The sequence below is a fragment of the Guyparkeria halophila genome (assembly GCF_034479635.1).
GTDB classification, from domain to species: Bacteria; Pseudomonadota; Gammaproteobacteria; order Halothiobacillales; family Halothiobacillaceae; genus Guyparkeria; species Guyparkeria halophila.
In genome coordinates, this window is the sequence record NZ_CP140153.1 from 1,694,699 (window position 1) to 1,720,783 (window position 26,085).

At 65.2% G+C, this 26,085-nt stretch carries 25 protein-coding genes; 10 read left to right on the forward strand and 15 right to left on the reverse strand.

Going from position 1 to position 26,085, the window contains the following annotated elements:
- Nucleotides 1-59: 59 nt before the first annotated feature.
- The 3 genes from SR882_RS07665 to SR882_RS07675 are packed head-to-tail and all read right to left on the reverse strand — an operon-like array spanning nucleotide 60 to nucleotide 1,181.
- On the reverse strand, nucleotides 60-398 hold the full coding sequence (locus SR882_RS07665; RefSeq protein ID WP_322520666.1) for a DUF2173 family protein: 339 nt from the start codon (nucleotides 396-398) through the stop codon (nucleotides 60-62).
- 10 nt (nucleotides 399-408) lie between these two features.
- Nucleotides 409-747, reverse strand: coding sequence for a DUF2173 family protein (locus tag SR882_RS07670; RefSeq protein WP_322520667.1), 339 nt, complete (start codon nucleotides 745-747; stop codon nucleotides 409-411).
- Between the two features lie 56 nt (nucleotides 748-803).
- Nucleotides 804-1,181, reverse strand: coding sequence for a DUF2173 family protein (locus SR882_RS07675; protein ID WP_322520668.1), 378 nt, complete (start codon nucleotides 1,179-1,181; stop codon nucleotides 804-806).
- Between the two features lie 133 nt (nucleotides 1,182-1,314).
- Here SR882_RS07675 and SR882_RS07680 point away from each other — a divergent pair, with 133 nt between their 5' ends.
- On the forward strand, nucleotides 1,315-2,082 hold the full coding sequence (locus tag SR882_RS07680) for a class I SAM-dependent methyltransferase (protein WP_322520669.1): 768 nt from the start codon (nucleotides 1,315-1,317) through the stop codon (nucleotides 2,080-2,082).
- 36 nt (nucleotides 2,083-2,118) lie between these two features.
- Here SR882_RS07680 and SR882_RS07685 read toward each other — a convergent pair whose 3' ends face one another.
- Together SR882_RS07685 and SR882_RS07690 are read right to left on the reverse strand one after the other, a co-directional pair.
- Nucleotides 2,119-2,775: a DUF72 domain-containing protein gene (locus tag SR882_RS07685; protein WP_322520670.1), complete on the reverse strand. Its 657-nt coding sequence runs from the start codon at nucleotides 2,773-2,775 to the stop codon at nucleotides 2,119-2,121.
- A 234-nt stretch (nucleotides 2,776-3,009) separates the two neighbouring features.
- A complete protein-coding gene (locus SR882_RS07690; protein WP_322520671.1) occupies nucleotides 3,010-4,389 on the reverse strand; it encodes a GGDEF domain-containing protein in 1,380 nt (459 codons plus the stop codon).
- 216 nt (nucleotides 4,390-4,605) lie between these two features.
- On the opposite strand from SR882_RS07690, the gene wrbA reads away from it, so the two are divergent.
- The gene (wrbA, locus tag SR882_RS07695; protein WP_322520672.1) at nucleotides 4,606-5,205 is read left to right on the forward strand and encodes an NAD(P)H:quinone oxidoreductase; all 600 of its coding nucleotides are present in this window, start codon (nucleotides 4,606-4,608) and stop codon (nucleotides 5,203-5,205) included.
- Between the two features lie 10 nt (nucleotides 5,206-5,215).
- Here wrbA and SR882_RS07700 read toward each other — a convergent pair whose 3' ends face one another.
- Entirely contained in the window at nucleotides 5,216-5,923 is a 708-nt protein-coding gene (locus SR882_RS07700) for a ZIP family metal transporter (protein WP_322520673.1), read from the reverse strand.
- A gap of 112 nt (nucleotides 5,924-6,035) precedes the next feature.
- Here SR882_RS07700 and SR882_RS07705 point away from each other — a divergent pair, with 112 nt between their 5' ends.
- Nucleotides 6,036-7,163 (forward strand): CapA family protein, encoded by a 1,128-nt coding sequence (locus SR882_RS07705; protein ID WP_322520674.1) that lies wholly within the window; start codon nucleotides 6,036-6,038, stop codon nucleotides 7,161-7,163.
- An 8-nt stretch (nucleotides 7,164-7,171) separates the two neighbouring features.
- On the opposite strand, the gene SR882_RS07710 is transcribed toward SR882_RS07705, so the two are convergent.
- The 3 genes from SR882_RS07710 to SR882_RS07720 are packed head-to-tail and all read right to left on the reverse strand — an operon-like array spanning nucleotide 7,172 to nucleotide 10,282.
- Nucleotides 7,172-8,980 carry an adenosylcobalamin-dependent ribonucleoside-diphosphate reductase gene (locus SR882_RS07710; protein WP_322520675.1) on the reverse strand — a complete coding sequence of 603 codons (1,809 nt, stop codon included), beginning with the start codon at nucleotides 8,978-8,980 and terminating at the stop codon, nucleotides 7,172-7,174.
- Nucleotides 8,981-8,994: 14 nt separating this feature from the next.
- Nucleotides 8,995-9,642 carry a dienelactone hydrolase family protein gene (locus SR882_RS07715; RefSeq protein WP_322520676.1) on the reverse strand — a complete coding sequence of 216 codons (648 nt, stop codon included), beginning with the start codon at nucleotides 9,640-9,642 and terminating at the stop codon, nucleotides 8,995-8,997.
- Complete coding sequence (locus tag SR882_RS07720) at nucleotides 9,629-10,282, reverse strand: phosphoribosyltransferase (RefSeq protein ID WP_322520677.1); 654 nt, start codon at nucleotides 10,280-10,282, stop codon at nucleotides 9,629-9,631. Before SR882_RS07720 ends, SR882_RS07715 begins: the two co-directional genes overlap by 14 nt.
- A 471-nt stretch (nucleotides 10,283-10,753) precedes the next feature.
- On the opposite strand from SR882_RS07720, the gene SR882_RS07725 reads away from it, so the two are divergent.
- The gene (locus tag SR882_RS07725; protein WP_322520678.1) at nucleotides 10,754-11,482 is read left to right on the forward strand and encodes a Spy/CpxP family protein refolding chaperone; all 729 of its coding nucleotides are present in this window, start codon (nucleotides 10,754-10,756) and stop codon (nucleotides 11,480-11,482) included.
- Nucleotides 11,483-11,582: 100 nt separating this feature from the next.
- On the opposite strand, the gene SR882_RS07730 is transcribed toward SR882_RS07725, so the two are convergent.
- From SR882_RS07730 to SR882_RS07745, 4 genes are all read right to left on the reverse strand, one after another.
- A complete protein-coding gene (locus tag SR882_RS07730; RefSeq protein ID WP_322520679.1) occupies nucleotides 11,583-11,735 on the reverse strand; it encodes an SHOCT domain-containing protein in 153 nt (50 codons plus the stop codon).
- Between the two features lie 139 nt (nucleotides 11,736-11,874).
- The gene (locus SR882_RS07735) at nucleotides 11,875-12,018 is read right to left on the reverse strand and encodes a DUF3096 domain-containing protein (RefSeq protein WP_322520680.1); all 144 of its coding nucleotides are present in this window, start codon (nucleotides 12,016-12,018) and stop codon (nucleotides 11,875-11,877) included.
- A 105-nt stretch (nucleotides 12,019-12,123) separates the two neighbouring features.
- Nucleotides 12,124-12,738 carry an arylesterase gene (locus tag SR882_RS07740; protein ID WP_322520681.1) on the reverse strand — a complete coding sequence of 205 codons (615 nt, stop codon included), beginning with the start codon at nucleotides 12,736-12,738 and terminating at the stop codon, nucleotides 12,124-12,126.
- On the reverse strand, nucleotides 12,738-13,703 hold the full coding sequence (locus tag SR882_RS07745; protein ID WP_322520682.1) for a GGDEF domain-containing protein: 966 nt from the start codon (nucleotides 13,701-13,703) through the stop codon (nucleotides 12,738-12,740). The genes SR882_RS07740 and SR882_RS07745 overlap by 1 nt, the downstream gene beginning before the upstream one ends.
- 229 nt (nucleotides 13,704-13,932) lie before the next feature.
- On the opposite strand from SR882_RS07745, the gene SR882_RS07750 reads away from it, so the two are divergent.
- The 6 genes from SR882_RS07750 (at nucleotide 13,933) to SR882_RS07775 (ending at nucleotide 23,443) form a co-directional block, all read left to right on the forward strand.
- Entirely contained in the window at nucleotides 13,933-14,547 is a 615-nt protein-coding gene (locus SR882_RS07750; protein WP_322520683.1) for a BMC domain-containing protein, read from the forward strand.
- A 12-nt stretch (nucleotides 14,548-14,559) separates the two neighbouring features.
- The gene (locus tag SR882_RS07755; RefSeq protein WP_322520684.1) at nucleotides 14,560-15,111 is read left to right on the forward strand and encodes an NUDIX hydrolase; all 552 of its coding nucleotides are present in this window, start codon (nucleotides 14,560-14,562) and stop codon (nucleotides 15,109-15,111) included.
- 172 nt (nucleotides 15,112-15,283) lie between these two features.
- Nucleotides 15,284-16,072, forward strand: a complete 789-nt coding sequence (locus SR882_RS07760; RefSeq protein WP_323132076.1) for a gamma-glutamylcyclotransferase family protein — start codon at nucleotides 15,284-15,286, stop codon at nucleotides 16,070-16,072.
- A 31-nt stretch (nucleotides 16,073-16,103) separates the two neighbouring features.
- A complete protein-coding gene (locus tag SR882_RS07765; protein ID WP_322520686.1) occupies nucleotides 16,104-16,847 on the forward strand; it encodes an MBL fold metallo-hydrolase in 744 nt (247 codons plus the stop codon).
- 100 nt (nucleotides 16,848-16,947) lie between these two features.
- Nucleotides 16,948-22,038, forward strand: a complete 5,091-nt coding sequence (locus SR882_RS07770; protein WP_322520687.1) for a diguanylate cyclase — start codon at nucleotides 16,948-16,950, stop codon at nucleotides 22,036-22,038.
- Nucleotides 22,039-22,084: 46 nt separating this feature from the next.
- Nucleotides 22,085-23,443 carry a hypothetical protein gene (locus SR882_RS07775; RefSeq protein WP_322520688.1) on the forward strand — a complete coding sequence of 453 codons (1,359 nt, stop codon included), beginning with the start codon at nucleotides 22,085-22,087 and terminating at the stop codon, nucleotides 23,441-23,443.
- A 9-nt stretch (nucleotides 23,444-23,452) separates the two neighbouring features.
- On the opposite strand, the gene SR882_RS07780 is transcribed toward SR882_RS07775, so the two are convergent.
- The gene (locus SR882_RS07780; RefSeq protein ID WP_322520689.1) at nucleotides 23,453-25,834 is read right to left on the reverse strand and encodes an alkaline phosphatase family protein; all 2,382 of its coding nucleotides are present in this window, start codon (nucleotides 25,832-25,834) and stop codon (nucleotides 23,453-23,455) included.
- 5 nt (nucleotides 25,835-25,839) lie between these two features.
- On the reverse strand, nucleotides 25,840-26,064 hold the full coding sequence (locus SR882_RS07785) for a hypothetical protein (RefSeq protein WP_125199027.1): 225 nt from the start codon (nucleotides 26,062-26,064) through the stop codon (nucleotides 25,840-25,842).
- Nucleotides 26,065-26,085: the final 21 nt, after the last annotated feature.

Consider the following 26,085-nt stretch of genomic DNA (forward strand, 5'->3'; position numbering starts at 1 on the left):
ACCCCGCGCATCCGACGATGTGCGGGGTTTTTTCTGGTCCCGTTTGCTTGTACCGGGAATCAGAGAAAGAACGCTTCGCGCGCCAGCCCCTTCATCACGTCGGTCAGGTTGGCCTCGGCATTATCGACCACCGCCACCATGCTCGCCACACCACATACGGTGCGCTGCCCACCATGGACGATCCAGCCGTTGGCCGGGGTCCAGCCCGGCTGGTTGACGAACAGGGCCAACTGGTCGGCATGCCCCTGCGTCATGCGCTTGAAGTCGTGCGCCAGGCGAGTCAGACGGTTGGCGTCCGCCTCGGACAACTCGCCGTGCACCTGCCACGGCTCGCCGGACTCCTCACGAAAATGGGCGACGGCCTGCACGCCCTTGATATCGAGCAGTTGCTTGAGCATGAGATCCTCCTCATCCCGCCAGGGCCTTGTAGGCGGCGTCGTAGTCGGCCTGGTCATTAGACAGGACAACGCCTTGCCGGCCGCGCGAGACGGCGGACCAGTCCAGACCGACAAACGTGAAACCCTCGACCGGGTAGAAGCCCCTGACGTCGCTCATCCCTTCCCAGCCACGCGCCTGCATGGCACCGATCGCCATGTTGGCAATGCAGAGGTGGCCCAGCAGGTCCAGGGTGTCTCGATCGATGGCCTCCTCATCGGCAATCACCGCATCCTCGAGGCGGCCGTCATCGTCGAACTGAAAGGCGGCAACCGCGCCGGGCATCGAGCTGAGTGTCTTGAGATCAGACATGGTCATTCCTCCTTGCAGGGAGCCTCGTCGTCGAGGCAAGTCCCACCGTGATCAGATCAGTGCATATCGGGCGCGTTGGCCAGCCGCTCGCGCATCAGGCCTAGCACCTTCGTCAACGATGCCTTTTCGTTGTCGAGCACGCAGTACACGTTGGAGATCACGCAGATACTGCGCGACTCGCCGTGCACCACCCAGCCCTTGGTTGGCTCGAAGCCGCAACCACCCGCCCCGGGCTGACAGACTCGGGAGAACATCGCCAGCACGTCGCCCTCCATGCGAACCGCCGCCGTATTCGCGCGACACAACGTCGAAACCAGCTTGGTCTCGGATTCGGACAGAGCGCCCTTGTGGTGGTAATACTGATCGCCGCGGTAGGCGAAATCGCCTGCCGCCACGACGCCGGGCTGGCCCATCAGGTCGGTCACCAGATTCATGTTGTCGCCTCTCTTCTGGACTCCGTAGAGGGGTTATAGACCCCCGGAAGATGAAAGGCGCCGTTTCGCATATTCAATCTTTTGATTTCAACGAGTTCTGGCTTATGCGCGTTTGCTCAAAGGAGAGAAGGCATTGATCACGTCACCGGACCAGGGCAGCCACTTCGACCCGTTGGCAGCCGACTATGCTCGACACCGACCGGTCTATCCCGAGGCATTGATCGAGTGGCTGGCGGACCGTGCACCAGGTCGGAGCCTGGCCTGGGACTGCGGCACGGGGAACGGACAGGTCGCCGGGATGCTCGCCCGCCATGTCGAGCAGGTCGTCGCCACGGATATCAGTGCCGCACAACTCGCCCAGGCGCCGCGCTTGCCAACGGTGACATTTCGCCGGGCACCGGCAGACGAGTCGGGCTTGGCGCCCGGCAGCGTCGACCTGGTGGTCGTCGCCCAGGCCCTGCACTGGTTCGATATCGACAACTTCAACCGCGAGGCCGAACGCGTGCTTCGCCCCGGTGGCTTGATGGCGCAGTGGTGCTACGGACTGATCAAAACGGGTGTGCCGCCGATCGACGCTGCGCTGTCCACCTTCTACCGGGATATCGTCGGCCCGTACTGGCCCGCTGAACGTCGCCACGTCGAAAACGGCTACCGTGACCTGCCCTTCCCGTTTCGACGCATCCCGGCCAGGGAATTCTCGATGACAGCGGAATGGACACTGGCCGACCTGCTCGGCTACCTGCGCAGTTGGTCGGCCACGGCGCGGTATGCCCAAATGACTGGTACCGATCCCGTCTCCGATCTGGCCGATCGGCTCGTGCTTCTTTGGGGCAACCATGAGCGCACACGACACGTGGGCTGGCCGCTCACGCTACGCGTCGGTCGGACCGATAGGTCCTAACGTATTCGATCACGGTGTCCCGCCAGCGCACCTCGATCACCGGGTAGCCAGCATTGCCCGAAGACGCTTAGCATCACGCGGCGCCTGTGCCTCGGTATCGTTGTCGAAATAGGCATGAATGGCCCGACCCTCACCCAGCCATCCCCGAAAACGCTGAGCCAGTGACCGCAATTGCGCGTCGCTGTATCCACCCCGATACGGTCCGGCTGCCCCGTGCCAGCGCAAGTAGACGAAATCCGCAGTCTCGATGAACGGGCTGGTCTGCCCGTCGAGATCGAACACGCAAAACGCCGCTCCTTGCTTGGCCAACAGGTCGGTCACCGCCGCATCCCACCAACTGGGATCGCGAAACTCGAAGGCGTAGCGATACCCGTCGGGCAGTGCATCGAGGAAGGCGGACAACCGTTCGATGTTGGCATGCCAGCGGGGCGGCAACTGGAACAGGATCGGCCCCAGCCGGTCGCCAAGCCGATCGATGCGCTCGAAGAAGGCGGCGATGCTGGATTGCGGATCCTTGAGCTTTTTCAGGTGGGTGATGTAACGGCTGGCCTTCACCGCGAAGCGAAAATCGGCCGGGACGGCGTCCCGCCAGGTTGCCAGCGTCTCGGGGCTGGGCAGGCGGTAGAAGGTCGCGTTGATCTCGACGCTGGAGAAGTGCCGCGCATAGAACGACAACCACTCGGCCGTTGGCATTCCGGACGGGTAAAAGGCTTCCCGCCAATGGGGGTAATTCCAACCGGATGTGCCGATATAAAGCGCCACGTCTGGTCTCCTCAAGATCAAGACAATCGAGGTTAGACGATGGAATCAGGACGCTTGGTTCGTTGGCTCAAATGAAAACGTGCCTTGAACAGACGATCCGGCCAAGAAAAACGCCCCATCCCCGCAACCGGGAATGAGGCGTGCTTCAATTCGTGGTGGAAGCAATCAGCTCGCGAGCGCCTGGCCGGCCCCCTCGGCGATCACCCGGTCACGTCCTCCCGACTTGGCGGCATAGAGGCGCGAGTCGGCCAGCTTCATCAACGGTTCGGCGCTGGTGAGACGGTCGTCGGCGGTGCAGGAGACCCCGAGGCTGGCCGTGACCGACAGCGTATGCCCGGCAATCTCCACCTGGCTCTGGGCCAGGGCAAACCGGATGCGCTCGGCCACATCCTGACCATCCTCGATATCCGAGCCGGGCAGGATGGCGATGAACTCCTCGCCACCGTAGCGCATCACCACGTCGCCCTTGCGCAGCATGTCGCGGATGACGCTTGCGGCACGCACCAGCACCTTGTCGCCGGCCAAATGGCCGTAGGTGTCATTAAGGCGCTTGAAGTGATCCAGGTCGACAATGATCAACGAGAGTGGCGTCTGGTTGCGCTGGATGCGAGCCAGTTCCTCCTCGAGACGCTTCATGCCGAAGCGGCGGTTGTACAGCCCGGTCAGCGGATCGAGTGCCGCGACCCGCTGCAGGTCGTCGTGCAGCAGCGCGTTGTTCAGTGCCAGGCCGAGCCCCTGGATCATCAATGGCAACAGGCGGGTGGTCTTGTCGCTGAAGGGAGAGGCCGCCGCCAGCACGACCCAGCCAAGCAGCAGGCCGTGGTGCTTGATCGGCAGCAACAGCACGTCACTGGGCATGAAGTGCGAGAGCACCGCATCGACCTTCACCTCGGCCGGCAGGTCGTAGCGTCGAACCGCCGCCTGCTCGTGGGCCGCCTGCAGCGCGGAGCTCTTGAGGATCGCCTCGGGCTCGATCAACCCCGTGGAGGCGGGGATGGTCCATTCGCCCTGCTTTTCCAGGATGATCGCGCCGCCATCGGCCTCGGAATGCTCGATCAGCAGTGCCAGTGCCTGCTCGCTCAAGTCGTGCAGGTCGAGCTGACTGGAAAGGGTGTTGTTAAAGTTCTGGATGCGCTCCTCAACGCGATGGGCGGCGTGAAGTGCCTGCAACAGGGCGTTGTAGCTGTCGGCCACGTCGCCGAGTTCATCCTCGGCCTGCTCCTGGAGCTGGCAAACCGACGGATCGCATTCCGACCAGTCACCCGAATAGGTGGCCTGGTCCATTGCCGAACGCACCTGACGCATCCGATCGGTCAGCCGGCGCAGCCGTGGCCGCACGATGCGACTGGCCAACGCGAAGTTGAGCCCACCCACGATCAGGCCCGCGGCCAAGGTGGTGACGATAAAGCTTGGTGACAGGGCCAAGTCGGCCGACACCCCCAGCTCCATCGCGACGAGCGGGAAGATTGCGCCGGTGAGAATCCCCAGTGACACCATGCCCCAGGCAAGCGCTCGAAACACATGCTTCGATCGGTAGAAACTCATCCTTGTTTCCCTCGCTATGTACGATTTGACGCCGGACGTTAGCATGCCGCGACGGATTAATAACCCCCTGGTTTGCGCGGAAATATCACCGACAATCGATCGGGCTTCCCCAGCGATTCTCCCTGTGGTCTACCCTTTCCGGCAGCCGAATCGGCGCATCAGCCGACGACCCAACCGTCATCCCCCACGCTGAGTCCACCACACCGAGGTAATCGCATGAGCAAGGTTCTCGTTCTCTACTACTCCATGTACGGCCACATCGAGACGATGGCGCAAGCGGTAGCCGACGGCGCCCGTGAAGTCGACGGCACGGAGGTAGTCATCAAGCGTGTACCGGAGCTGATGGACGAGGAAACCGCCACACGCGCCGGCGCCAAGCTCGACCAGGCCGCTGCGATCGCCAGCCCCAAAGAACTTGGCGACTACGACGCGGTAATCTTCGGCACGCCCACGCGCTTCGGCAACATGGCCGCGCAGATGCGCAATTTCCTCGACCAGACGGGCAGCCTGTGGGCCGAGGGCAAGCTGATCGGCAAGGTCGGCAGCGTCTTTACCTCCACCGGCACCGGCGCAGGCAACGAGACCACCATCACCTCCACCTGGAACACCCTCGCCCACCTCGGGATGGTGATCGTCGGCACGCCCTACGGGATTCCCGAGATGTTCGATATCTCCGAACCGCGTGGCGGTGGTCCCTACGGCTCCGGCACCCTGGCGGGCGGCGATGGCAGCCGCCAGCCCAGCGAGATGGAGCTGACCATCGCCCGCTACCAGGGCCGGCACGTCGCGGAGATCGCCGGCAAGCTCTGCCGCTGAATGCCTCGGCTCAGTGAATGAGCATCGCGCCGATCAGACCGAGGAGGAACCCGGCCACTGCCCCCATCGCCGGCAGGGTTTCACGCGACATGTGTGCACCCGGCGCGATGTCCTCGAAAATCAGGTAGAGAATCCCTCCGCTGCAAAACAGCATCAGCAGGGCGAGCACCTGGTCTTCCGCGGCTAGCAGGGCGAACCCGAACCACGCCGCAAGCGGGCCAGCCAACGGGGCGAGCAGGAAGATGGTCCAGAGTCGGCCAAGACGCATGCCGCCCCGGCGCATCTCGTGGAAGGAGGCGAATCCCTCCGGCATGTTCTGCAGGGCGATAAGCAGGGCGAGCAGGTAGGCGACGTTCGACCCGGTCGCCACCGCCGCTCCCAGGGCGATCCCTTCGGGAATGAAGTCGAGCAGCATGCCGAGAAACTGCGCGACCGCCGTGCCTCGGCGCTTGAGCCACGAACTGACCTGCCAGAAGACCAACCCGCCGATCAGAAAGGCCACCGCCGCACTGGCGACATGCGCGTGTTCCATGCCGAACGGCACCAGGACCAGGGCCACGGCCGCCAACAGGGCCCCGCCCCCGAAATACGACACGAAGCTGTCGATCTCGTGCTCGACCCAGTACGAGCGCATCCGGTGGTGCGCCGAGACCAGCGCCCCGGCGGGGATGGCCAAACCCGCCATCAGGGCCAGACCAAGCGTAGCTTCCAGGGTCATGGGCTCTCCTGTCGGGGCGACCGCGGATCACGCACCGGGCCGGTTCTGCTTTAATCCCAGCATAGGTCAGGCCGGCCGGATCGGCGCCGGATCAGCGAAAGGGCGAGAGACCATGTCCACCCGTCATCACACGACGATCGAGGATTCATTGCCGCTACTGCTTGCCGGGGACGTGATGCTCGGCCGTGGCATCGACCAGATCCTGCGCTCGCCTTCCGACCCTGTCCTCTACGAGGATTACCTCAAGGACGCCCGAGACTACGTCCGGCTGGCTGAGCGCGCCAATGGGACGGTGCCCCGTACCGTCAATCCCGACTATGTCTGGGGCGCGTCCCGGGATGCGCTGACGGATCGCTCCCGTGTGCGCCTCCTCAATCTCGAGACCGCGATCACCACCAACGACTCGCCGTGGCCGTCCAAGGGCATCCATTACCGCATGCACCCGGCGAATATCGATTGCCTGAAAGCGATCGCGCCGGACTGCCTGGTCCTGGCCAACAACCACGTGCTCGACTGGGGCCGGGCGGGGTTGATCGAAACCCTGCGGACACTCGAGGCCGCTGGCATTCCATTCGTCGGCGCAGGCCAAGATCAACGCGAGGCCGAGCGCCCCGCCATCCTGCCCGCCGCGAAAGGCAAGCGGCTGCTGGTATTCGCCGCCGGTCACGGCGACAGCGGCATCCCGACCGACTGGGCGGCCGACGAGTCGAGCCCCGGCGTGCACTACCTCCCCGCGCTCGACGAGGCGGCAATCGAGCAGCTGGCGCGCCTCGTCCACTCCCACCGCCAACCGGGTGACACGGTGGTGTTCTCGATCCACTGGGGCAGCAACTGGGGCTACCAGGTCCCCGAGGCGCACCGGCGCTTTGCCCGTTCACTGATCGACCAGGTGGGCGTCGACCTGGTCCACGGGCACTCCTCGCACCACCCGCGGACCTTCGAGGTCCACCACGGTCGACTGATCCTCTACGGCTGCGGCGACCTGATCAACGACTACGAGGGCATCGGTGACACCGCCCCCTACCGCTCGGATCTGGCCCTGCTCTATCGACCGGTATTGCGTGGCGGGCAGCTGACCCATCTCGAACTCGACCCGTTCGCCATCCGCCGCCTGCAGCTACAGGCCTGCGAGCCACCCGAGCGAAGCTGGCTGGTCGGTGTTCTCGACCGGCAGGCACAACGCTTTGGTGGGCGGGTCATCGATAACGGCTCTCACCTGACCTGCCGTTGGCAGACGTAAACGGCCGCTCAGTCCGACTCGCGCTCGATCCCGCAGCAGGGCGTGGCCGTGTCCACGTCTTGCAGGATCGCGCCAGTGATCGGGTTGGGCCGATAGGTGGTGCAGCCCTTCAGTCCCAGGTTGAAGGCGCGCTGGTAAATGGCCTCGAAGTCGGTGAACGGCATCGATTCGGGCACGTTGATGGTCTTGGAGATCGCGCTGTCGACATACGGCTGCAACGCGGCCTGCATCGCCAGATGCGCCTCGGGCAGCAGGGCCTCGGCCTCGACGAACGTATCCGGTGCCGGGCCGTGCGGATGCCCGGCGCGCCACTGCTGCCAGGCGCGGTCCTCGAGACGATACGACTCGCGCGAGCCGTCGCCGGTCAGCACCGAGCGGCACAGCTCGCGGCGAAAGATCGGCTCGACGCCGGAGGACACGTTCCCCGCCAGCAGACTGATGGTGCCGGTGGGCGCGATCGCGGTCAGATGGCTGTTGCGGATGCCATCGCGGGCAATGCCCGCTCGGATGTCGCCCGGCAGTCCCCGAACAAACGGCCGGTCGAGAAAGCGGGCCACCTCGAACAACGCAAACGGCCGCTTCTCCCGTGCCAGTTCGATCGAGGCGCGATAGGCAGCGTGCGTGATCGCCTGCATGATCGCGCCGGCCTGTTCGCGCGCCTCGGGACTGTCGTAATGCCACCCCAGCATGATCAGCGTATCGGCCAGCCCGGTGACGCCCAGGCCGATCCGCCGGCTGCCGCGCGCCTGCTCGGCCTGCGACGGCAAGGGGAACGACGAGGCATCGATCACGTTGTCGAGAAAGCGCACCGCCAGTCGGGCGGTCTCCTCCAGCCCGTCGTGATCCAGCGTCGCCCGTGACGTGAACGGGTCGCGTACGAAACGCGTCAGGTTGATCGAGCCGAGATCACAGGCCCCATAGGGCGGTAGCGGGATTTCGCCGCAGGGGTTGGTGGCCGAAATCCGCTCAAGACCGCCCAGGTTGTTCCACTGATTGATCCGGTCGATGAACAACACACCCGGCTCGGCGTGATCGTAGGTCGCCCGCATTATGTGCTCCCAGAGCTCGCGGGCGCGCACCCGGCGGATCACCCGACAGGCAACCGGCTGGTCGAATCCGGGCCAGTCGCGCCGAACCGCATCCCCCCTGCCCTCGCCGCTCGCGCCGTCCAGCGCGGCAGCCGGAAAGACCAGCGGCCAGTCGGCATCGGCGTGTACCGCGGCCATGAAGGCATCGCTGACCAGCACCGAGCAGTTGAAATGCGTGAGCTCCCCGGAGCGATGCTTGGCATCGACAAACGCCTCGATATCCGGGTGATCGACCCGCAGGGTGGCCATCATCGCCCCGCGCCGGGCGCCGGTGGAGAGAATGGTGGCGCACATGCTGTCCCAGATGCGCATGAAGGAAACCGGTCCCGAGGCGATCGTGCCGGCGTGCCGCGCCGCCGTGCCGGCCGGCCGCAACGTGGAGAAGTCGTAGCCGACACCCCCGCCCTGCTGCATGGTGATCGCGCCTTCCTTGAGCGCCTCGAAGATCCCGTCCATCGAATCCTGGATCGTGCCCATGACAAAGCAGTTGAACAGTGTCACCTGGCGGTTGGTGCCCGCCCCGGCGAGGATGCGCCCCCCCGGCAGGAACCGAAAGTCAGCCAGCAGGTCGGCAAATCGCCGTTCCCAAACCGCCGGCTCGGCTTCGACCGTCGCCAGGGCGCGTGCCACGCGTCGCCACGTGGCCTCGATACCGGGCTCGTCGGCATACCGGTAGCGGCTGGCCCAGATCTCTCGGGCGATGGCCGTATCGAGTGCCTCCTGTCCCATGGGTCACCCAGCGATTAGCCAGGCACCAGCCAGCGCGTGAACCACTCGGCCGCCAGCCGCGCGGCCTGAAACAGGGTGCCCGGTTCCTCGAACAGGTGCGTGGCCCGCGGCACGATGGCCAGTTCGGTGGTTGCCTGCATGCGTTCGCGGGCCTGCTGGTTGAGTTCGATCACCTGGGTATCCGCCCCGCCGACGATCAGCAGGGTCGGGGCGACCACGCGAGGCAATGCCTCGCCCGCCAGATCCGGTCGACCGCCGCGCGAGACCACCGCCCGAATCGAATCGGGCAACTGCGCGGCGGCCTTGAGGGCGGCGGCCGCCCCGGTACTGGCGCCAAAATACCCCTGCGGCAACACGGCCAGCTCGGGCTGTTCGGCCACCCAGGCGGAGGCCTGCGTCAGGCGTTCGGCAAGCCGGTCGATGTCGAAGCGATTCTCGTAAACCGCGTCCTCCGACTCGCTCAACAGGTCGAACAGGAGCGTGGCCAACCCCACCTCGTGCAGCTGGCGTGCGACGAACTGGTTGCGCGAGCTGTGGCGGCTGCTGCCGCTGCCATGCGCGAACAGCACCAGCCCTTGCGGCTGGGGCGGCACCGCCAGCATGCCCTCGTGAATTGCCCCGCCCAGCCGCATCTCGACGTTCTGTTGTCTATCGGCGTTCATGGCGCGCCTCCCGGTCGGTAGCCTGCTCGAGCATGGCGATGACCTCGTGGTCGCTCACCTGCGGAAAGCTGTCGTAGTAGGCGCCGACCGCCCCCAGGTACTGGTCGGTGATCTCCAGCGCCACCAGCTCGTCGGCCTCCGTTTCCAGTTGAGCGGCAGTCGAGGCCGGCACAACCGGGATGGCGACCACCACCCGGGCCGGATCACGGGCGTCGGCATCGCGAATGGCCGCACGCATCGTCAGCCCGGTGGCAATACCGTCATCCACGATGATCGCGAGCTTGCCCTCAACCGTCGGGGCATCCGCACGCCCGTAGAGCGCCCGTCGCCGGGAGGCCTCGACCCGCTCGCGCGTTTCGGCATCCGCGAGCCAGTTCGGATCGACGGCCGCCTCCTCACGCGCATTGCAGACCCGCTCGCCCTGCTCGGGCACCGCGCAGATGGCGTATTCCGGCTGCATCGGGTGACCGATCTTGCGCGGAATCAACACGTCCAACGGCATATTCAGGTGGCGCGCCACTTCCAGGCCGAGGGAGACCCCGCCCCGGGGGAGCGCATAGACCACGCCGGGCTGCCCCCGGAAGCGTTCCAGGGCCTCGGCCAACTGGCACCCGGCCTCGCGTCGATCGGCAAATCGCATGACACCCTCCCCTGACATCGTGGGTGGAGGACCCGCACGTCGGGCCTGACACGACTATAGCCACTTGGCCGAGGAACGCTGTCACAAATCGCTATTTTTCACGCTCAAACAGTAGGTTGCGAACGATAACGCGGTAATTTGCTGTGCTATGTTTCCTGGTGGAATGCCGGTTCGTTAATCGTGCCACCTGCGCCCCCGCCATCAGGCGATGTCAAATCGACTGATGCCCTATCGATCAGGAAGCCACGATGGTTGGCCGCGTTCCGGGACATCCGCGCCAGCGGGTGATCAGCAACACGGGGAATCAGCCGAGCGCGTCGTGACAACCGCCTGCTCGGCGTTCCTCAATCGGGCCGTCTGGAAAATTCGTGTGTCGTCGCATTCTGGGGGCAACGTCGCTCCGAGTAATGAGCTGACCCACCGGGATTTCCGCGACCCTGGCCTTCAACCCGAAAAAGGAGGAGAAGCGCCATGATCAGGAAGCGACTGTTACGAGAACTGACCGCCTGCGGGCTTGCGGCAACCATGCTGACCGCCGCCCCGGCGGTACTGGCCGATGACGACAAGCCGCGGCGCGGCATGTACGGACCGGGCATGATGGACGGCTCCGGCCCCTATGGACCCGGCTATGGCCAAGGCTATGGACAGGGCTATGGCCCCGGTTACGGCATGCAGGGTGGCGCCCCGTGCACGCCCGGCGCCGGCTACGGTCAAGGCATGATGGGCCCCGGCATGATGGGGCCGGGCATGATGGGCCCCGGCTATGGCGGTGGTTACGGCGGTGGCTACGGCCACGGCATGATGCAGCCGGGCTACGGCCCGGGCATGATGGGCCCCGGTTACGGTGCGGGTTACGGTCCCGGCATGATGGGCCCGGGTTACGGCCAAGGCATGATGGGCTCTGGTGGTTACGGCCCGATGATGAACGGCTCTGGACCGGGATGGGGTGGCCAACCGCTTTCCGAGAAACAGCGCGAGCGGATGCGCGAGCTTCAGCAGGAAGAACAGAAGGCGCACTGGGAGCGCATGCAGAAAATGCAGGATCGCCAGCGCGAACTCCAGCGCCTGCAGCTCGCCGAGGAACCCGATTACGACGCCATCAAGGAGAAATCACGGGAGATCGGCGAGCTCCAGCAACAAATGGCCGAGGAACGCATCGAGATGCACAAGCGCATGCGCGAGGCCCTGGATCAGAACTGACCGTCTGTTTCGATCCGACACGAAACCAGGAAGGCCGCCCACGAATGGGCGGCCTTCCCTTTTGCCGCTGGCGATTGGCGTGGGATGGCGCGTCAAGCCATCAATCGTTCACCCGTCGTCGGCGCTCCTCGAACTCCTCGTGGTCGATCTCGCCGAGCGCACAGCGTTCCTTGAGTATGTCCAGTGCCGTGCGCCGACCGTCACGCGGCTCGAATGGCCGCTGATGGCCCGAGGAACGCAGCCATTTGAACAACGCGACGATGCCGATAATCAGCAGTACAGAAGCACCCAGCCTGCTCCATACATGCCGCCATGCGGCATCCAGCCATACCTCAGTCGTACATCCCCGGCCTCCGTGGAGTTCAGCAACGGTTCGGGCACCTTGGCGGTTGTCAGAAACCGTAACCCAGCAAACCCAGCACCCCGAGGGTGATCAGGTAGATCGCCACGATGTAGTTGAGCAGCTTGGGAACGATCAGGATCGCGATGCCCGCGCCCAGGGAGATCAGCGGAACGAGTTCGATATGGAGGGTCATGTCATGCTCCTTGTTACGACGACCAATTATCTGGATATCGATCGTGCCGCGCCGAGGACCGGTTGTCCACTGACGGCCAGACGAAAACACGGAGTAACCGATCGATCACAGGGCCCCCTCGTCGCGCAATACCTCGGCGATGCGCTCGGCCATGGCACGATAACCGTCGGCGTTCAGATGGACGGCGTCGGCCTTGTACCCCGGGCGACGTAACAGGCCGGCGACCAGGTCATCCAACAGGACCACGCCGTGCTCCTCGGCCAGTTCCTCGTAGAGGGGCGCGGACTGCGAGAACAAGGACTTCTCCGGCACCCCGACGAGCACCACGGCCACGTCATGTGCCTGAGCCTCTTCGATCATCCGGGCCAGGTTGCGCTTGGCCTCGGCCAGATCCTGGTTGCGCAGCACGTCGTTGCCGCCCATCAGGAGGATCATCAGGGCCGGCGCCTGTGTCTCGATGGTCTCCGGCAGGCGGGCCAGCCCGTCGGCGGTAGTCTCGCCGGCCACGCCGGCATTCACCACGGTACGTCCCGTCAGCCGGGCAAGCTGCGCGGGATAGGCCGCCCCGTCCGGCGCACCCACGCCCTCGGTCAGGCTATCGCCAAACGCCAGAATGGTCGCATCACGTGGCAGCGGCTCGAGTGCCGGCTCGCCGCAGCCCGCCAATGCCAGCACGACAATGGCCAACAGCCAGCGGCCTGATCGTCCCCACCCTGTCATCAATGACTTGTCGCCTCCTTTCGCGCGGCGCGTTTCTCCTCGAGCATGGCGCGATCCGCCTCGATCACCGCCGACTCGATACCCTGACGCGGGTCGCGTGCCGACCAGCCCACCGAGGCTTCGACACCAACCTCCGCCAGTGCCCGGCGGATCTTGGCCTCGATGCGCCGGCCCGCGTCGGCCCCGCTCTCCATGCAGAGCACGGCGAACTCGTCGCCGCCAATGCGTGCCACGGCATCGGTGTCGCGCATTGCAGTGCGCAGCGACTCGCCGGCAAGTCTCAGCAATTCGTCGCCGGCGTCGTGCCCGTGGGTGTCGTTGATTTCCTTGAGGCGGTCCAGGTCGATGATGACCACCGTCGCCGGACTACCGTAGCGGCGGGCCCGGCGTTCCTCGATCTCGAGCCGTTCGTGCCAACCACGGCGGTTGAGCAACCCGGTCAGCGGATCGAGGCTGGCCTCTTCTCTGACCGCCTGCAGTGTGCGCGCCAGTTCCACGCGCTGGAGTTCGGCCTCGAGGAGGCTGCCCAGCAGGCGGGCGAACAGCCGGATCAGGGGCAGCTGCACGTTGAGTGCCTCAGGCTGCGGATCGGGATCGATTGCGCACAGGGTGCCGAACAGCTCGCCATCGGCGCGCCGAACCGGCACGCCGATGTAGGCCCCGATCGGCACCTGACGTCCGATGGGGGCCTCCCGGTAGCTCGCGACCTCGTTGGCATCGGGCGCGGTCTGCGGCCCCTCGCCCGCCACCATCAGCGCACAGAACGAGTCGGCCCAGCGCAGCACATCGCCATCGCCCACCGAGTAGCGATCTCCCTCCGCCTGCAGGATGATCCAGTCCTCGCCCTCGGTGCGGGTCATCATCCATAACCCCAACCCGGTGCGTTCGCGCAATTCCGCCAAGACGTTCCGACAGGCGGAATCAAATCCCGTGAATGGCAATGCGTCGTCGGGGTTTCCGGTCATCGAACGAGACCCTCACTGGGAGACGAGATCGATCATTCATCGACCCTATGGAAAGACCGAGTGTAGCGGTAAGGAATGGATCCTGCGCGTCGTTGCCATTCACTTTCCTGGCTCCTACGTATGGCAACCATAAGGGATCGCAATTCCTCCCCCTTCTTCCTGATGGTAGACTCGCCGCCATTCGACCTTTCCTGATACTTGAACTGGCCCGCGCCAAGGTCCCCGCTCGATGATCGAACTTCGGACGTACGTCTTTATCGACTCGCTCCAGCCCCAGTTGGCTGAGTACTTGGCGACGGCGTCCCAGGGCTTTTTGCCGGTCCCGGGCGATGCCTGCCTGTGGGTGGAAGTCTCGCCGGGCATGGCCGTCCACCGGCTGACCGACATCGCGCTCAAGGCCTCCAGCGTCCGTCTGGCGCAGCAGGTGGTCGAGCGGGCCTTCGGCTCGATGGTCATCCACCACCGCGTGCAGAGCGACGTGGTCCAGGCCGGCAACATGGTACTCGAGTACCTCGGCCGCGAGCAGACCGAGCGCCAGCCCTGCGAAATCGCCTGGCAGGAAATCATCCGCGGCATGACGCCGGACCACACGGTACTGATCAACCGCCAGAACCGCCGCGGCAACATGATCCTGCCGGATCAGAGCATGTTCATTCTCGAGGTCGAGCCGGCCGGTTACGTCGTCTACGCTGCCAACCAGGCGGAGAAGGCGGCCAACATCTCGCTGATCGACGTGCGCGCGGTGGGCAAGTACGGCCGCCTGACCATCGCCGGCACCGAAGGCAACGTCGACGAAGCCGCCCGCGCGGCCATCGCCGCGGTCAAGAACCCCGCCATGACCTAGGGGCGCCGACTCATGCATCGCTGCGACCTGCTTGACCAACTCGCCCGCTACGACACGCGCTACCTCGACGAGGCCGCCTTCGTTCAGCGTGCGCGACAGTTCGTCGCCACGCACCCCGACACCTTCTACCGCGAGCACCTGCCCGCCCACGTCTCGGCCTCCACCTGGGTGGTCAACCCCTCGCGCACCGCGGTGCTCTTGATGCACCACCGGAAGCTCGACTGCTGGCTGCAGCCCGGCGGGCATGCCGACGGCGACACCGACATGCGCAGCGTGGCCCTGAAGGAATGCATCGAGGAGACGGGCGTCTCGCCCGAGCATGTCCGACTGGTCGGCGACGAGATCTTCGACGTCGATATCCACGCCACACAGGAACCGCACCCGGATGCCCAGCTCCATCACCACATCGACGTGCGTTACCTGGTGGAAGTCGACGACAACGTGCCCGTGCCGGGCAACGACGAATCCTTCGAGCTGCGTTGGGTGCCGGTCTCCATGGTCACGCGACTGAACAACAGCCGTTCGACCCTGCGCATGGTGGACAAGACGCGCAAGATGCGTTGACGCCATCGCCCAGGGGCACCGACCGTATCGGCCGGAGCCCCGACGCCTCCCCGCCTCCCCGCCTCGTCCGATTCCGGCCGCTCCCCCCGCCCCGCGACACGACCAGATTGACCCTGCCCCCTCCTCGCGGGACACTCGCCTGCGGACGTTTCGCCCGCACGGAGTTCCACGAGTGTTCTGGTATTTCGGCTTCGGATCCAATCTGGACATGACGTCGCTGCGTGCCAAGGGTGTGCAGCCGGTCCGTTCGCAGCCGGCGGCACTGCCGGGCTGGCGGCTGCGATTCAACGTCCGGCATTTCTTTCGTCACGAAGGCGGCGTGGGCAATATCGAGCCCTCCGACGCCCCGGGCGACCAGGTATTGGGCGTGCTGCACGAGTGCCCGGACGACAGCCTGCCGACACTCGACCAGGCCGAGGCGCGAGGTGTCGGCTACGACCGGATCGTGGTCGACGTGGAAACCGCCGCGGGCACCGTGCCCGCCTTCGCCTACGTGGGACGTCCCGATTTCATCGATGAGAGTTGTCTGCCGAGCCGCCGCTACCTCAACATCCTGTTGCGCGGTGCGCGGCTGGCGGAACTCGACCCGGCCTACATCAAGCGACTGGCGCACCAGCCCACCCTGGCCGTCGTCGCTGCCCCACCATTCGAGCATCCCCCGGGTCCCCACCCGATCTTCAACGCCGACTCACTGCGCGCCCACCCCGACTACACCGCCCTCTACGGCGCCGTCTTCGACATGAGCGACGCGCGACCCAGCCACGACTTCCTCAAGGGCCTGTTCGGCGGACGCGACATGACCCTGTTCCACCTGCAGCGCATGGACTCGAGCGATGGCAACGAGACGCTCGATGACATCCGCGCCGACCGTCTCGACGAGGCGCAGCGACGCTACCTGAACGGCTATCTGCAGGAATACAAACGGGAATACCGATATATCGGCCGCTTCGCGTACTATTGATCGTTGGCGACCGTTTCCAAGGAGGACCCCGATGACCGCACTGCCCGATGCCCTTTCGCATGGCCCCATCAAGGAGATCTTCCCGGACGTTTTCTTCGTCTCTGGCGCGATGGAAACCTGTCTGATGGATATGGACTGGAAGTTCAGTCGCAACATGACGGTGGTCCGCGACGGCGATCGACTCACTATCATCAACAGCGTCCGGCTGGACGACGAAGGGCTCGCCGCGCTCGACCAGCTGGGCCAAGTGACCGACGTGGTTCGCCTGGGCTCGCTGCACGGTCGCGACGACCCGTTCTACGTCCAGCACTACGGCGCCCGCTACTGGATGATGCCGGGCATGGAGCACGAAACCGGCCTGCCGGCGGACGAAACGCTTTCGGCGGATGCGCCACTGCCGATCGCCGACGCCGAGCTGTTCACCTTCGAGACCACCGCGATCCCCGAAGGTATCCTCCACATCGACCGGGCCGGCGGCATCCTCGTGGCCTGCGACGCGCTGCAGAACTGGGAGGCACCAGACGAGTTCTTCTCCGACGGCTCGCGCGACATGATGCAGGAAATGGGCTTTTTCAAACCGGCCAACATCGGCCCGTTGTGGATGCAGAAGGCCGAACCGCAGGCCGATGACTTCCACCGGCTCATGCAGCGGGATTTCCGGCACGCCCTCTGCGGCCATGGCTCGCCGCTGTGCGATACCGCCCGCGACGACTTCGCCGCCACCGTCGATCACTTCTTCGGCCGCCCGGGCACCGCCCAGACCGCCACCGAATGATCCCGACGCGCATCTTGCCCGACCGGTCGGCGCGCCAGTCCTCGTCATGCCCGGCCAAGGTCGTGGGCAGGGTCGTCGAGCGGCTCGCCAGGGGCTGATCATGCACGGCAACGGCCCGCCACTTCCCGGCTACGAGATCGGTCCCGTATTGCGACGGGGCCGCGATCGGATCATCTATGAGGCCCAGCGGGGCGAAAGCGAGCAGCGAGTCGTCATCGAGACACTCGCCAGCGACTATCCCACTCAACGCCAGGTCGCCGAGATCCAGCGTGACGGGCGACTCGCCCGCCGCCTCGCCTCGGTCGCCGGCGTGCTCAAGGTCCACGCGGTTCGACCCCATGGCAGCGGCAACGTCGCGCTGATCACCGAACCGATCGTGGACACCCTGGCCGACCGGCTGGCGCGCAATGGCGGCGACGGCCTCCCCCTGGCCGAGGTGCTCTCGGTCGGCCGGCAACTGACCCACATTCTCGATGGTCTCCATGCCAGCAGCATCGTCCACAAGTCGATCACCCCGGAGCATGTCCGGCTCGACTCGGTCGATGGCACCTTGCGACTCGCCGGCTTCGGCATCGCCTCGGAACTGGATCGCGAGCGCCAGTCCCGGCTGGACCACGGCCTCGAATCGCTACTGCCCTACCTGTCCCCCGAACAGACCGGCCGCATGAACCGCGAACTGGACTACCGCAGCGATTACTACTCGCTGGGGGTGACCCTGTTCGAGCTGCTCACCGGCCGGCCGCCGTTCCAGGCCGACAGCGTGCTTGAGTGGGTTCACCACCACATCAGCCGGCGGCCGCCCTCGCCCCGCGATTTCGTGCCCGGCATCCCCACCGCTGTCTGTGACATCGTGCTCAAGCTGCTCGCCAAGAACCCGGACGAGCGCTACCAAAGCGCCCATGGCCTGACCATGGACCTGCAACGCTGTGTCGAGTCGATCGAGGCCGGCCAGTCGCTGAGGACGTTCAACCCCGGCCAGGACGACCGGTCGCGCCGATTCACCCTGCCTCAGACGCTCTATGGGCGCGAACGGGAACTCGACATCCTTGGCGAGCTGTTCGAAAACGCGGCCGACGGCGGCAACGAACTGTGCCTGGTGCATGGCTTCTCCGGCGTGGGCAAATCGGCGCTGGTTAACGAGATCGATCGCCCGCTTGTCCGCCAGCGCGGCTTCTTCGCCCAGGGCAAGTTCGACCAGTTTCACACCGCCAGCTACGGTGCGGTGGCCGCCACCCTGCGCAGCCTGGTCCGCCAACTGCTGTCCGAGTCCGAAGACCGGCTCGCCGGCTGGCGTCAGAAGCTGACGCAGGCGCTCGCACCCAATGCGCGGCTGGTGATCGACCTGGTGCCCGAACTCGAGCTGATCATCGGACCGCAACCGCACGTCGCCGACCTGCCACCAGCCGAGGCACGCAATCGCCGACAGATCGTCCTGGTCACGTTCGTCCGCCTGTTTGCCACCGCCGATCATCCACTGGTGCTGTTTCTCGACGACCTGCAATGGAGCGACGGACCGACACGCGATCTGATCGCACAGCTGGCCGTCAGCCGCGACCTGGGCCATCTGCTGCTGATCGGCGCGTATCGCAGCAACGAGGTCGGTCCCGGACACCCGCTGCGGCTGATGCTCGACAACCTGCGCTCGGCGCGCACATTCCATGACCTGCCGGTAAAACCGCTCGACCGGACCTCCATTCACCACCTGGTCACCGACACCCTGAAAGCCGATGCCGACCGAGTTCGCCCCATGAGCGATCTCATCTACAGCAAGGCACAGGGCAACCCGTTCTTTACCAACGAGTTGTTGCAGACACTGCACGACGAGGAGGTGATCCGCCCCACGCCGAACCACGACAGCTGGGACTGGGATCTGAATGCCGCCATCTGGGCGGGGTTCAGCGACGATATCGTCGAGTTCATGGTCTCGACGCTGAAAAAGCTTCCCGGCGAGACGCAGCACGCCCTCCAGCTCGCCGCCTGCATCGGCAGCACCTTCGATCTGAAGACCCTCGCGATCATCTTCGAGCGCTCCAGCGACGAAACCGCCAACGCCCTGATGCCCGCGTTGCGACAGCACAGCGTCGTTCCATTGCATCCCGAATACCGTCTCGTGGGCCGGACAGCGCCCCGGGACGACGAACGGGTCACGACGTTCGACTGGAACCCGGCCTACCGATTCGTCCATGACCGAGTGCAGCAGGCGGCCTACACGCTTTCCGACGCCCGTCACATGGAGGCAGTCCACCTGTCCATCGGCCGGCTGATGCGCCGCCACGCCGGCGGCGAGCCTGAAGGCGACCGCCTGATGGAAATCGTCCGCCACCTCAATGCCGGGCGGGCGCTTATCGACGACCCGGGCGAACGACTGACGCTGGCCGGCCTCAACTTGCGAGCTGGCCGCCAGGCCCACGGTGTCGCGGCCTACGAGACCGCGCTGACATGCCTGCAGACCGGCTGGGATCTGTTGCCGGCCAATCCCTGGTCAACGCATCCCGATCTCGCCATCGATCTCGGGCGGGAAATCCAGCAATGCGCCTACCTCACTGGCCGGCAGGACGAAGCCGAACGCTGGACCGAGATCCTGCTCCACCAGGCGAGAAACGACTTCGAGAGAGTGGAATTCCTCTCGGCCCGGACGCGCCAGTACGCCACCCTGGGACGCATGGACGATTCCATTCGTGCAGCCATTGACGGCCTCGTCCTGCTCGGCATGCCGGTCGACCACCATCCGAGCGAGGCGCTGGTCCGCGAGGAACGCGAACGGATCACCATCAATCGCGCCGGTCGACGCTCCGAAGAACTGGTCGACGCCCCGCCGGTGAACGATCGCTCGGTCCTGCTGGCCATGCGCCTGCTGATGGAAATCTTCCCGGCGTCGTTCCTCTCGGGCAGCGGCAACCTGTTTCCCTATCTCGTCCTCCGGGCGGTGAACCTCTCGCTGCGCCACGGCAACTGCCCCGAGTCGGCCTTCGCCTACGCCGCCTACGGCATGCTGCTCTGCGGCGATCTGGACGACCCCGCCGCCGGCCACGAATACGGCCGGATCGGTCTCGCCATCAACGAGCGCCTTGACGACATCACCCTGAGAGCACGGGTGATCTACGTCTACGCGATGTTCGTCCATCACTGGAACGAACACTGGTCCACGCTCACGCCCTGGTTTCACGAAGGTATCGAGGCGGGCTATCAGTCCGGCGACCTCCTCTACCTGGCCTACAGCGCGCAGGACTGCGTCATCTGGGACCCGACTCTCGACCTCCCGGAAGCGACCCGTCGGCACGAGGAGAACCTCGAGATCGTCCGCGAGTGCGATTACCGCGACTCGCTCGATTCCGCCACCCTGTTCCTGCAGATGCAGTACGCCCTGCAAGGTCGCACCGAGCATGTCTGCTCCCTGAACGACCCGCAGTTCGACGAGGCCGCCTGCCTCGCCGGCATGCACGACCGCCAGTTCATGACGGGGGTGGCCAACTATCACATCTACAAGGCCGAGGTTTGCTTCCTGCACGGTCAGGCCGGGCAGGCGCTCGACCACCTCCAGGACCAGGCGCGGCTGATCCGCTCGGCGATGTCGCTGCCGCAGCTGGTGCGTTTCTACCTGATCGACTTCCTCGCCAACGTCACTTGCTTCCCCGAGCGCGCCGACCAGACCGAGGATCCCGTCGCCCAGCGCCTGCAACGCGACCTTGGCCGGATCCGTCGCTGGGCGGACAACTGTCCCGAGAACTTCCGTCACCTGCAATACCTGATGGAGGCCGAGCTGGACGCGGTGGCCGGAGAACCATCAGCGGCCATGGAACGCTTCGATGCCGCCATCGCCGCTGCCGGCGAAAGCGGTTTTAGCCGCGACGAGGCCATGGCATGCGAACGCGCTGCCATCTACCTGCTCAACCTCGGCCGGCAACGGGCCGCCGAAGGCTACCTGCGGGCGGCACACCGCCTTTATTCGCGCTGGGGCGCCCGGCGCAAGGTTGCCCTGCTCGAGGATCAGCATCCGGTCCTGCACGAGATCACCGGTGAAGGCGCACGGGGACGCATTGATGGCTTCCACCTCGACCTTGCATCGATAATGAAGGCATCGCGCGCCATTGCCGGCGAAATGCGAACAAAAAGCCTGCTGCGCACCAGCATGGACATCCTGCTGGAAAATGCGGGCGGCCAGTGGGCCTGCCTGGTCCGCCATCATGACGGCCAGACGCAGGTAGAGGCCGTGGGCGGCGACGTGCCCGAACCCGGGACCGGCCTGCCCCGCTACGCACGCGCCATCGACCCGGTCGGCCGCATCGTGCCGATCCCGATGACACTACTCAGCCACGTCCTCGCTAGCGGCGAAACCGTGGTGCTGGACGACGCCGCCGAAGTGGGCGCCTACAGCGAAGACCCTTGCATTGCCGCCCGGCGCCCCCTGTCGGTCCTCTGCGTCCCATTGCAACGCGAAGGCTTCGTCGGCGCGCTCTACATGGAAAACAATCTCGCCGCCGGGGCATTCACCCAGGATCGGGCCGAGGTAGTGCGCCTGCTCGCCGCTCAGGCCGCGGTCGCCCTGGAGAATGCCCGCCTCTACGAACAGATCCAGGACTATTCCCATACGCTCGAGGCCCGCGTGGCCGAACGCACCGAGCGCCTCGAACAGCTCAACAGCGAGTTGCAGAACCTCGCCGAACGCGACGAACTCACCGGGCTGGCCAACCGGCGCCGCGGCAGCAGCTACCTGCGGGAGACCTGGGAGACCCTGCGCCGCGAACAACGCCCGCTGTCCGTGGTCATGTTCGACGTCGACCATTTCAAGGCCTACAACGACAACTACGGCCACCCAATGGGCGACCGCTGCCTCAAGGCCATCGCCCAGACCGTCAACGAGACGCTCAAGCGCCCGGCCGACCTGGCGGTCCGCTACGGCGGCGAGGAATTCCTGATCATCCTCCCCGGCACGGACGCACCGGGTGCCGCCACCGTCGCCGAACGGCTGCGCCAGGCGGTCAACGACAAGGGAGTGCCGCATGCCCACTCCTCGACCGAAACCGTCGTGACCATCAGTGTCGGCGCCGCCACCCGCATCCCAAGCGAGGACGATGCCGAAGACCTCTTGATTCACCACGCCGACGCCGCGCTCTATCGGGCCAAGCGCGCCGGGCGAAACCGCGTGGAAGTCGGCGAAGCGATACACAGCGACGACCGCGCGCCATCCTGATTCCGCTTCGCAACCAACCGCCCGAGGCACTCACCAGGAGATTCACATGACCACCCCGCCCTTCATCATGGGTGCCCGCTCACGGGCGGCGCTGTTCGCCCTGGCGCTGACCGCCGCCCTCGCGACGCCACAAGTGCAAGCGACGACCGAATCGGACGGTGTCGTCTACGACCTTGGATCAGAGTCCACACTGCGCAACCTTTATCCGGACGCCTCCTGGCTGCCTGCGGCCTACGCCGGGGACTACACGAACCTGGCCGAGACAATCGAGCACTACACCGAGCAGTCACTGCGCCGGGATGGTGTCGAAGCCCCACGGGTCGACGTCCGATTCGTCGATCGGGACTCAACCCGGACCGTCCGGGTGACGATTCACCCAGAAAACGAAATCACACGCCGCTATGCCGACTTGCATCCGGCCTTCTTCGATTCGGATCACGCCGGCCAGGCCCGCGCCGGTGTGGAAGCTTGCAAGGCAGCAAAGGGCTGCTGGGACCCAAAACCGCGCCAGGGCCAACCTTGGGCGATGTTCCTGCCGCTTGGCCTGCCCATGGCGACCCAACAGACCGTGCTGTTTCTCGATTACCCACCCATTCCCGCACTGACCGGCCGCGATTACCTCAACAACTACACCATGTGCCGCTGGGGCCGGGTCATGGGTGCGGCAGGCGCGGATACCCCCACGGCCTTTGAAACCATCGTCGATGCCCGCCCGATCGCCGCGCCCGGAAGTGGCGAATCGCAGTATCTTCCCGACCCGATCACGCGTTTCGACACCAACACGGCTACCGGCGCTGACTACCTCAGCCCCATGCTGCGGTTGCTAACCGAGACCGATCAGGCCTCCCGCCCGGTCGCGGTATTCGGTTCCGATGCCCGAAACGCGTGGGCCCGCATGGTGGGTCGCACGTCGGTGGATGTGCTCGACGCCGGTACCACGCATCTGGCAAAGGACGCCCCGGCCACACCCTGGATTGCCACCAACCACCCCGACGTCACCTCGTACAACTGCTGCCCCGGCGATCCGGCCTCCCGCTGTGGCGACAGTCACAATCTGGTCGCTGACGAGAAAAAGGATTTTGTCGCCGCCTGCTGGCTGATCACCATGAGTGAAAAGCCGGGACAGTCCCCCGAGACCGTCCGGCAACAATGCGAGAACCGCTGGATGAACGCCCCCGACGATCAGGCGCAGCAGGCACTGTGTGTACAGGCCAAACTCGACAACAACAATCCAGCAGCCACCTGCCGTTCATACACCGACGCCTGGAATTACTGCTCGGCGCACAACACGAATGCCTGCGCCAGCTACGACTGTCACTACGATCTGGACAAGGTGAGCCAGCCGGTGCCCGCGCCATCTGAGCGACCGGCGGGGTGGGGCCAGACCTGCAACCAGTACCGTTGAGGGTCGCGTTCAGCCATCTTGCGGAAATGACTTGTCGTAGGGCGGTGTGAAACTCGGCGTAGTGGTGCGCGGCTGGGCTGCCTGAAGCACCGTCTCGAAGGTCGGTGCGACCGCGACGCGGTCACCCAGACCCCACTGGGGCCGGGGCACGCCGAACCAGTCCAGCAGGGTGGCGGCGAACGAGGTCGAATCGAACGGCACCTCGCCCTCCGCCCGGACGACCGTCCCTTCCTGAATCCAGGGCGACACCATGATGGCCGGCACGCGCGGCCCCATCAGGTCGTAGGCAAAGCCATCGTGGCAATCGTTGGGCCAGGGCTTGCGCGCATACGGCGGCGGCACGTGGTCGTATACGCCGCCGTTCTTGTCGAAGGTGACCACCAGCAGGGTGTGCTCCCAGCCGGGCCCGTTACTGATCGCCTCGTAGATCTCGTTGAGGGCGCGCTCGCCGGGTATGGGGTCCGTCCCCGGGTGATATGACGTCGTCCCCGACGGTGCGTACCAGATCGGTTCCAGGTAGCTGAATGCCGGCAGCTTGCCGTCTTTCGCGTCCTGCGTGAACTGGTCGAGCCCGGCAATGTAATGCGACGGGTCAGCATCGACCGTGGGAATTTGCCCCTTCAGATAGAGCTGGTAGGTGAAGACATGCTTCTTCCAGAGCATGGCATCGTAGATCTTCCAGTCCGTGATGCCCTGGCTCCACAACACCTTCCAGATCGACTGACGGTGACGCGATTTGGGCCAGTATTCGTAGGCGTTCCCGCCCTCCCACGTGCCGAGCCGATTGAACGCTGAGCCGGTGACCGAGAAGGCCCGATTGACGTCCGTACCACCGGGAATCGAGGAAAACCATCGATCCGAGACGGCGAACCTGGCCGCCAAGCCGTTCAATACCGGCAACTGTTCGGCGCTGAACGTCTCCATCACCTGATCGTTGGCGTTGTTGAGGACGAAACCACCCATGTCCGGCGTGGCGCGCTCCCAGTAGTCCGCCGGATCGACGAACATCTGCTGCAAGACGTCGGTGGTGTCATGAAATGGGTCTTGGTCGAGGGCCTTGAGATCCCAGTTGTCACTCAGCCGCCCGTCCTTGTACTGACTGACGTGGACCTTGCGGTCACCGTGCCAGTTGTAATCGTCCGTGTTGGCCCCGTCGAAGTCCCCCGCCGGACCGATGACATGGTTCGGCTCACCCTTCTCACACAACCAGCCGCAGACGTTGTCGAACGAGCGGCTTTCGAGCATGTAATAGACGACATGCCGAATCTTGGAACGCATGAAGTCCATGGTGCCGGGTGTTTCGGCTCGGCTCGAGTCGACCGGAACACGCGACTGAAAGCCATTCAGGCGCGCTCCAGGGCCGATCTTTGCGGGCAGCCAGCCTTCGCGAACCGGACCGATCAGCACCTCGGGGCTCTCCGGGTCAAACCCCCATAGGCGGTAACGACCGTCCTCGGGACGCCAGTCAAGCAGGTGCTCGCCGATCGCCACGATTTCGTGGCTCGCGTCGATCTCGTCCCAGCGGCCCGCCTGGATCGCAGGTAGGGAAAGCGGCATTTCCTTCTGGGGGTCGAAGCTCCACAGCCGGAAGTCCCGACCATCCGGGAGCCGATCGAGAACGTAATTGCCAACGGGAATCAGTGCATGCCCCTGCCGGATAAGCGGGAAGCCACCCTGCCCCGTATAGGGTTCGGAAAGCGGATCGGCATGTCCTGGCTCTTCCGGCTTCGGATCGAAGTTCCATAGTTCGAATGTCCCCCGCCCCTTCGCCGGGATCAAGCTGAACACGAAGCTCGCCACGGGCAGCAGATCGAGATGCTCGTCCTCGTTGGGGTCATCGCTGTAGTAGTCGCGGTACCCCCAGAACTTCGTCTTTTTCCAGATACCGTGCTGCAACAGCGGACCGTTGAGCGGGTCGGCCGCTTGCGGATCGAACGTTCTCAGCGCGAATCGGTACCCGGGAACCCCGTCGTTATCGCACAGCGGGCTCCACTGCAGCAGGTAGCCGCCTACCTGCGCCACGGCATACGAACGATCGAAACTCGCCTCGGCTCCCACTGGGACAAAGACCTCGGCTGCCTCCGGGTCCACCCGATAGAGCTGATACGAATCACTCTGTCGCTGGCGACAGATCAGAAAATCGTTGCAACTCGACGTCGAGGGTGACACGGACATGAAAGATCTCTCCCTGTGTTGATTCGAGGACGTCACCTCCGCGTCGTCCCTTCCGGCGCTGATCGGCGCCCTTGAGGCATTCTCGGCGGACCGGCACATCCAGCACAAGCACAGCCTTTGCCCGGCAAATCTCGGCCCGATCAACCGGACACGAAAAAGCCCGGATCCGTCGGATCCGGGCTTCGTCGTCATGGGGCCGCGCTGGGCGGCCCGCAAGGCCGTTAGCTTGCCTTGGCTAGGCCGCGGGCGTGGTCGACCGCATCGTCGAAAACCGTGGTCTCGTAGAGGGTCTCCATGTCGCCCGGCACGGTCATGCGGCCGTTGGTCGATCCCTTGCGGGGTCGCCGAGCAGGTCGCTGCACCAGATACATGCCGTCGGTGGCCTGTTCAACCAGGATGTTGCCGTTGCGGTAGAAACCGCGTTCCGCGTCCATCTTCTCTGCCATGAGCATCACACCTTTGTCGTG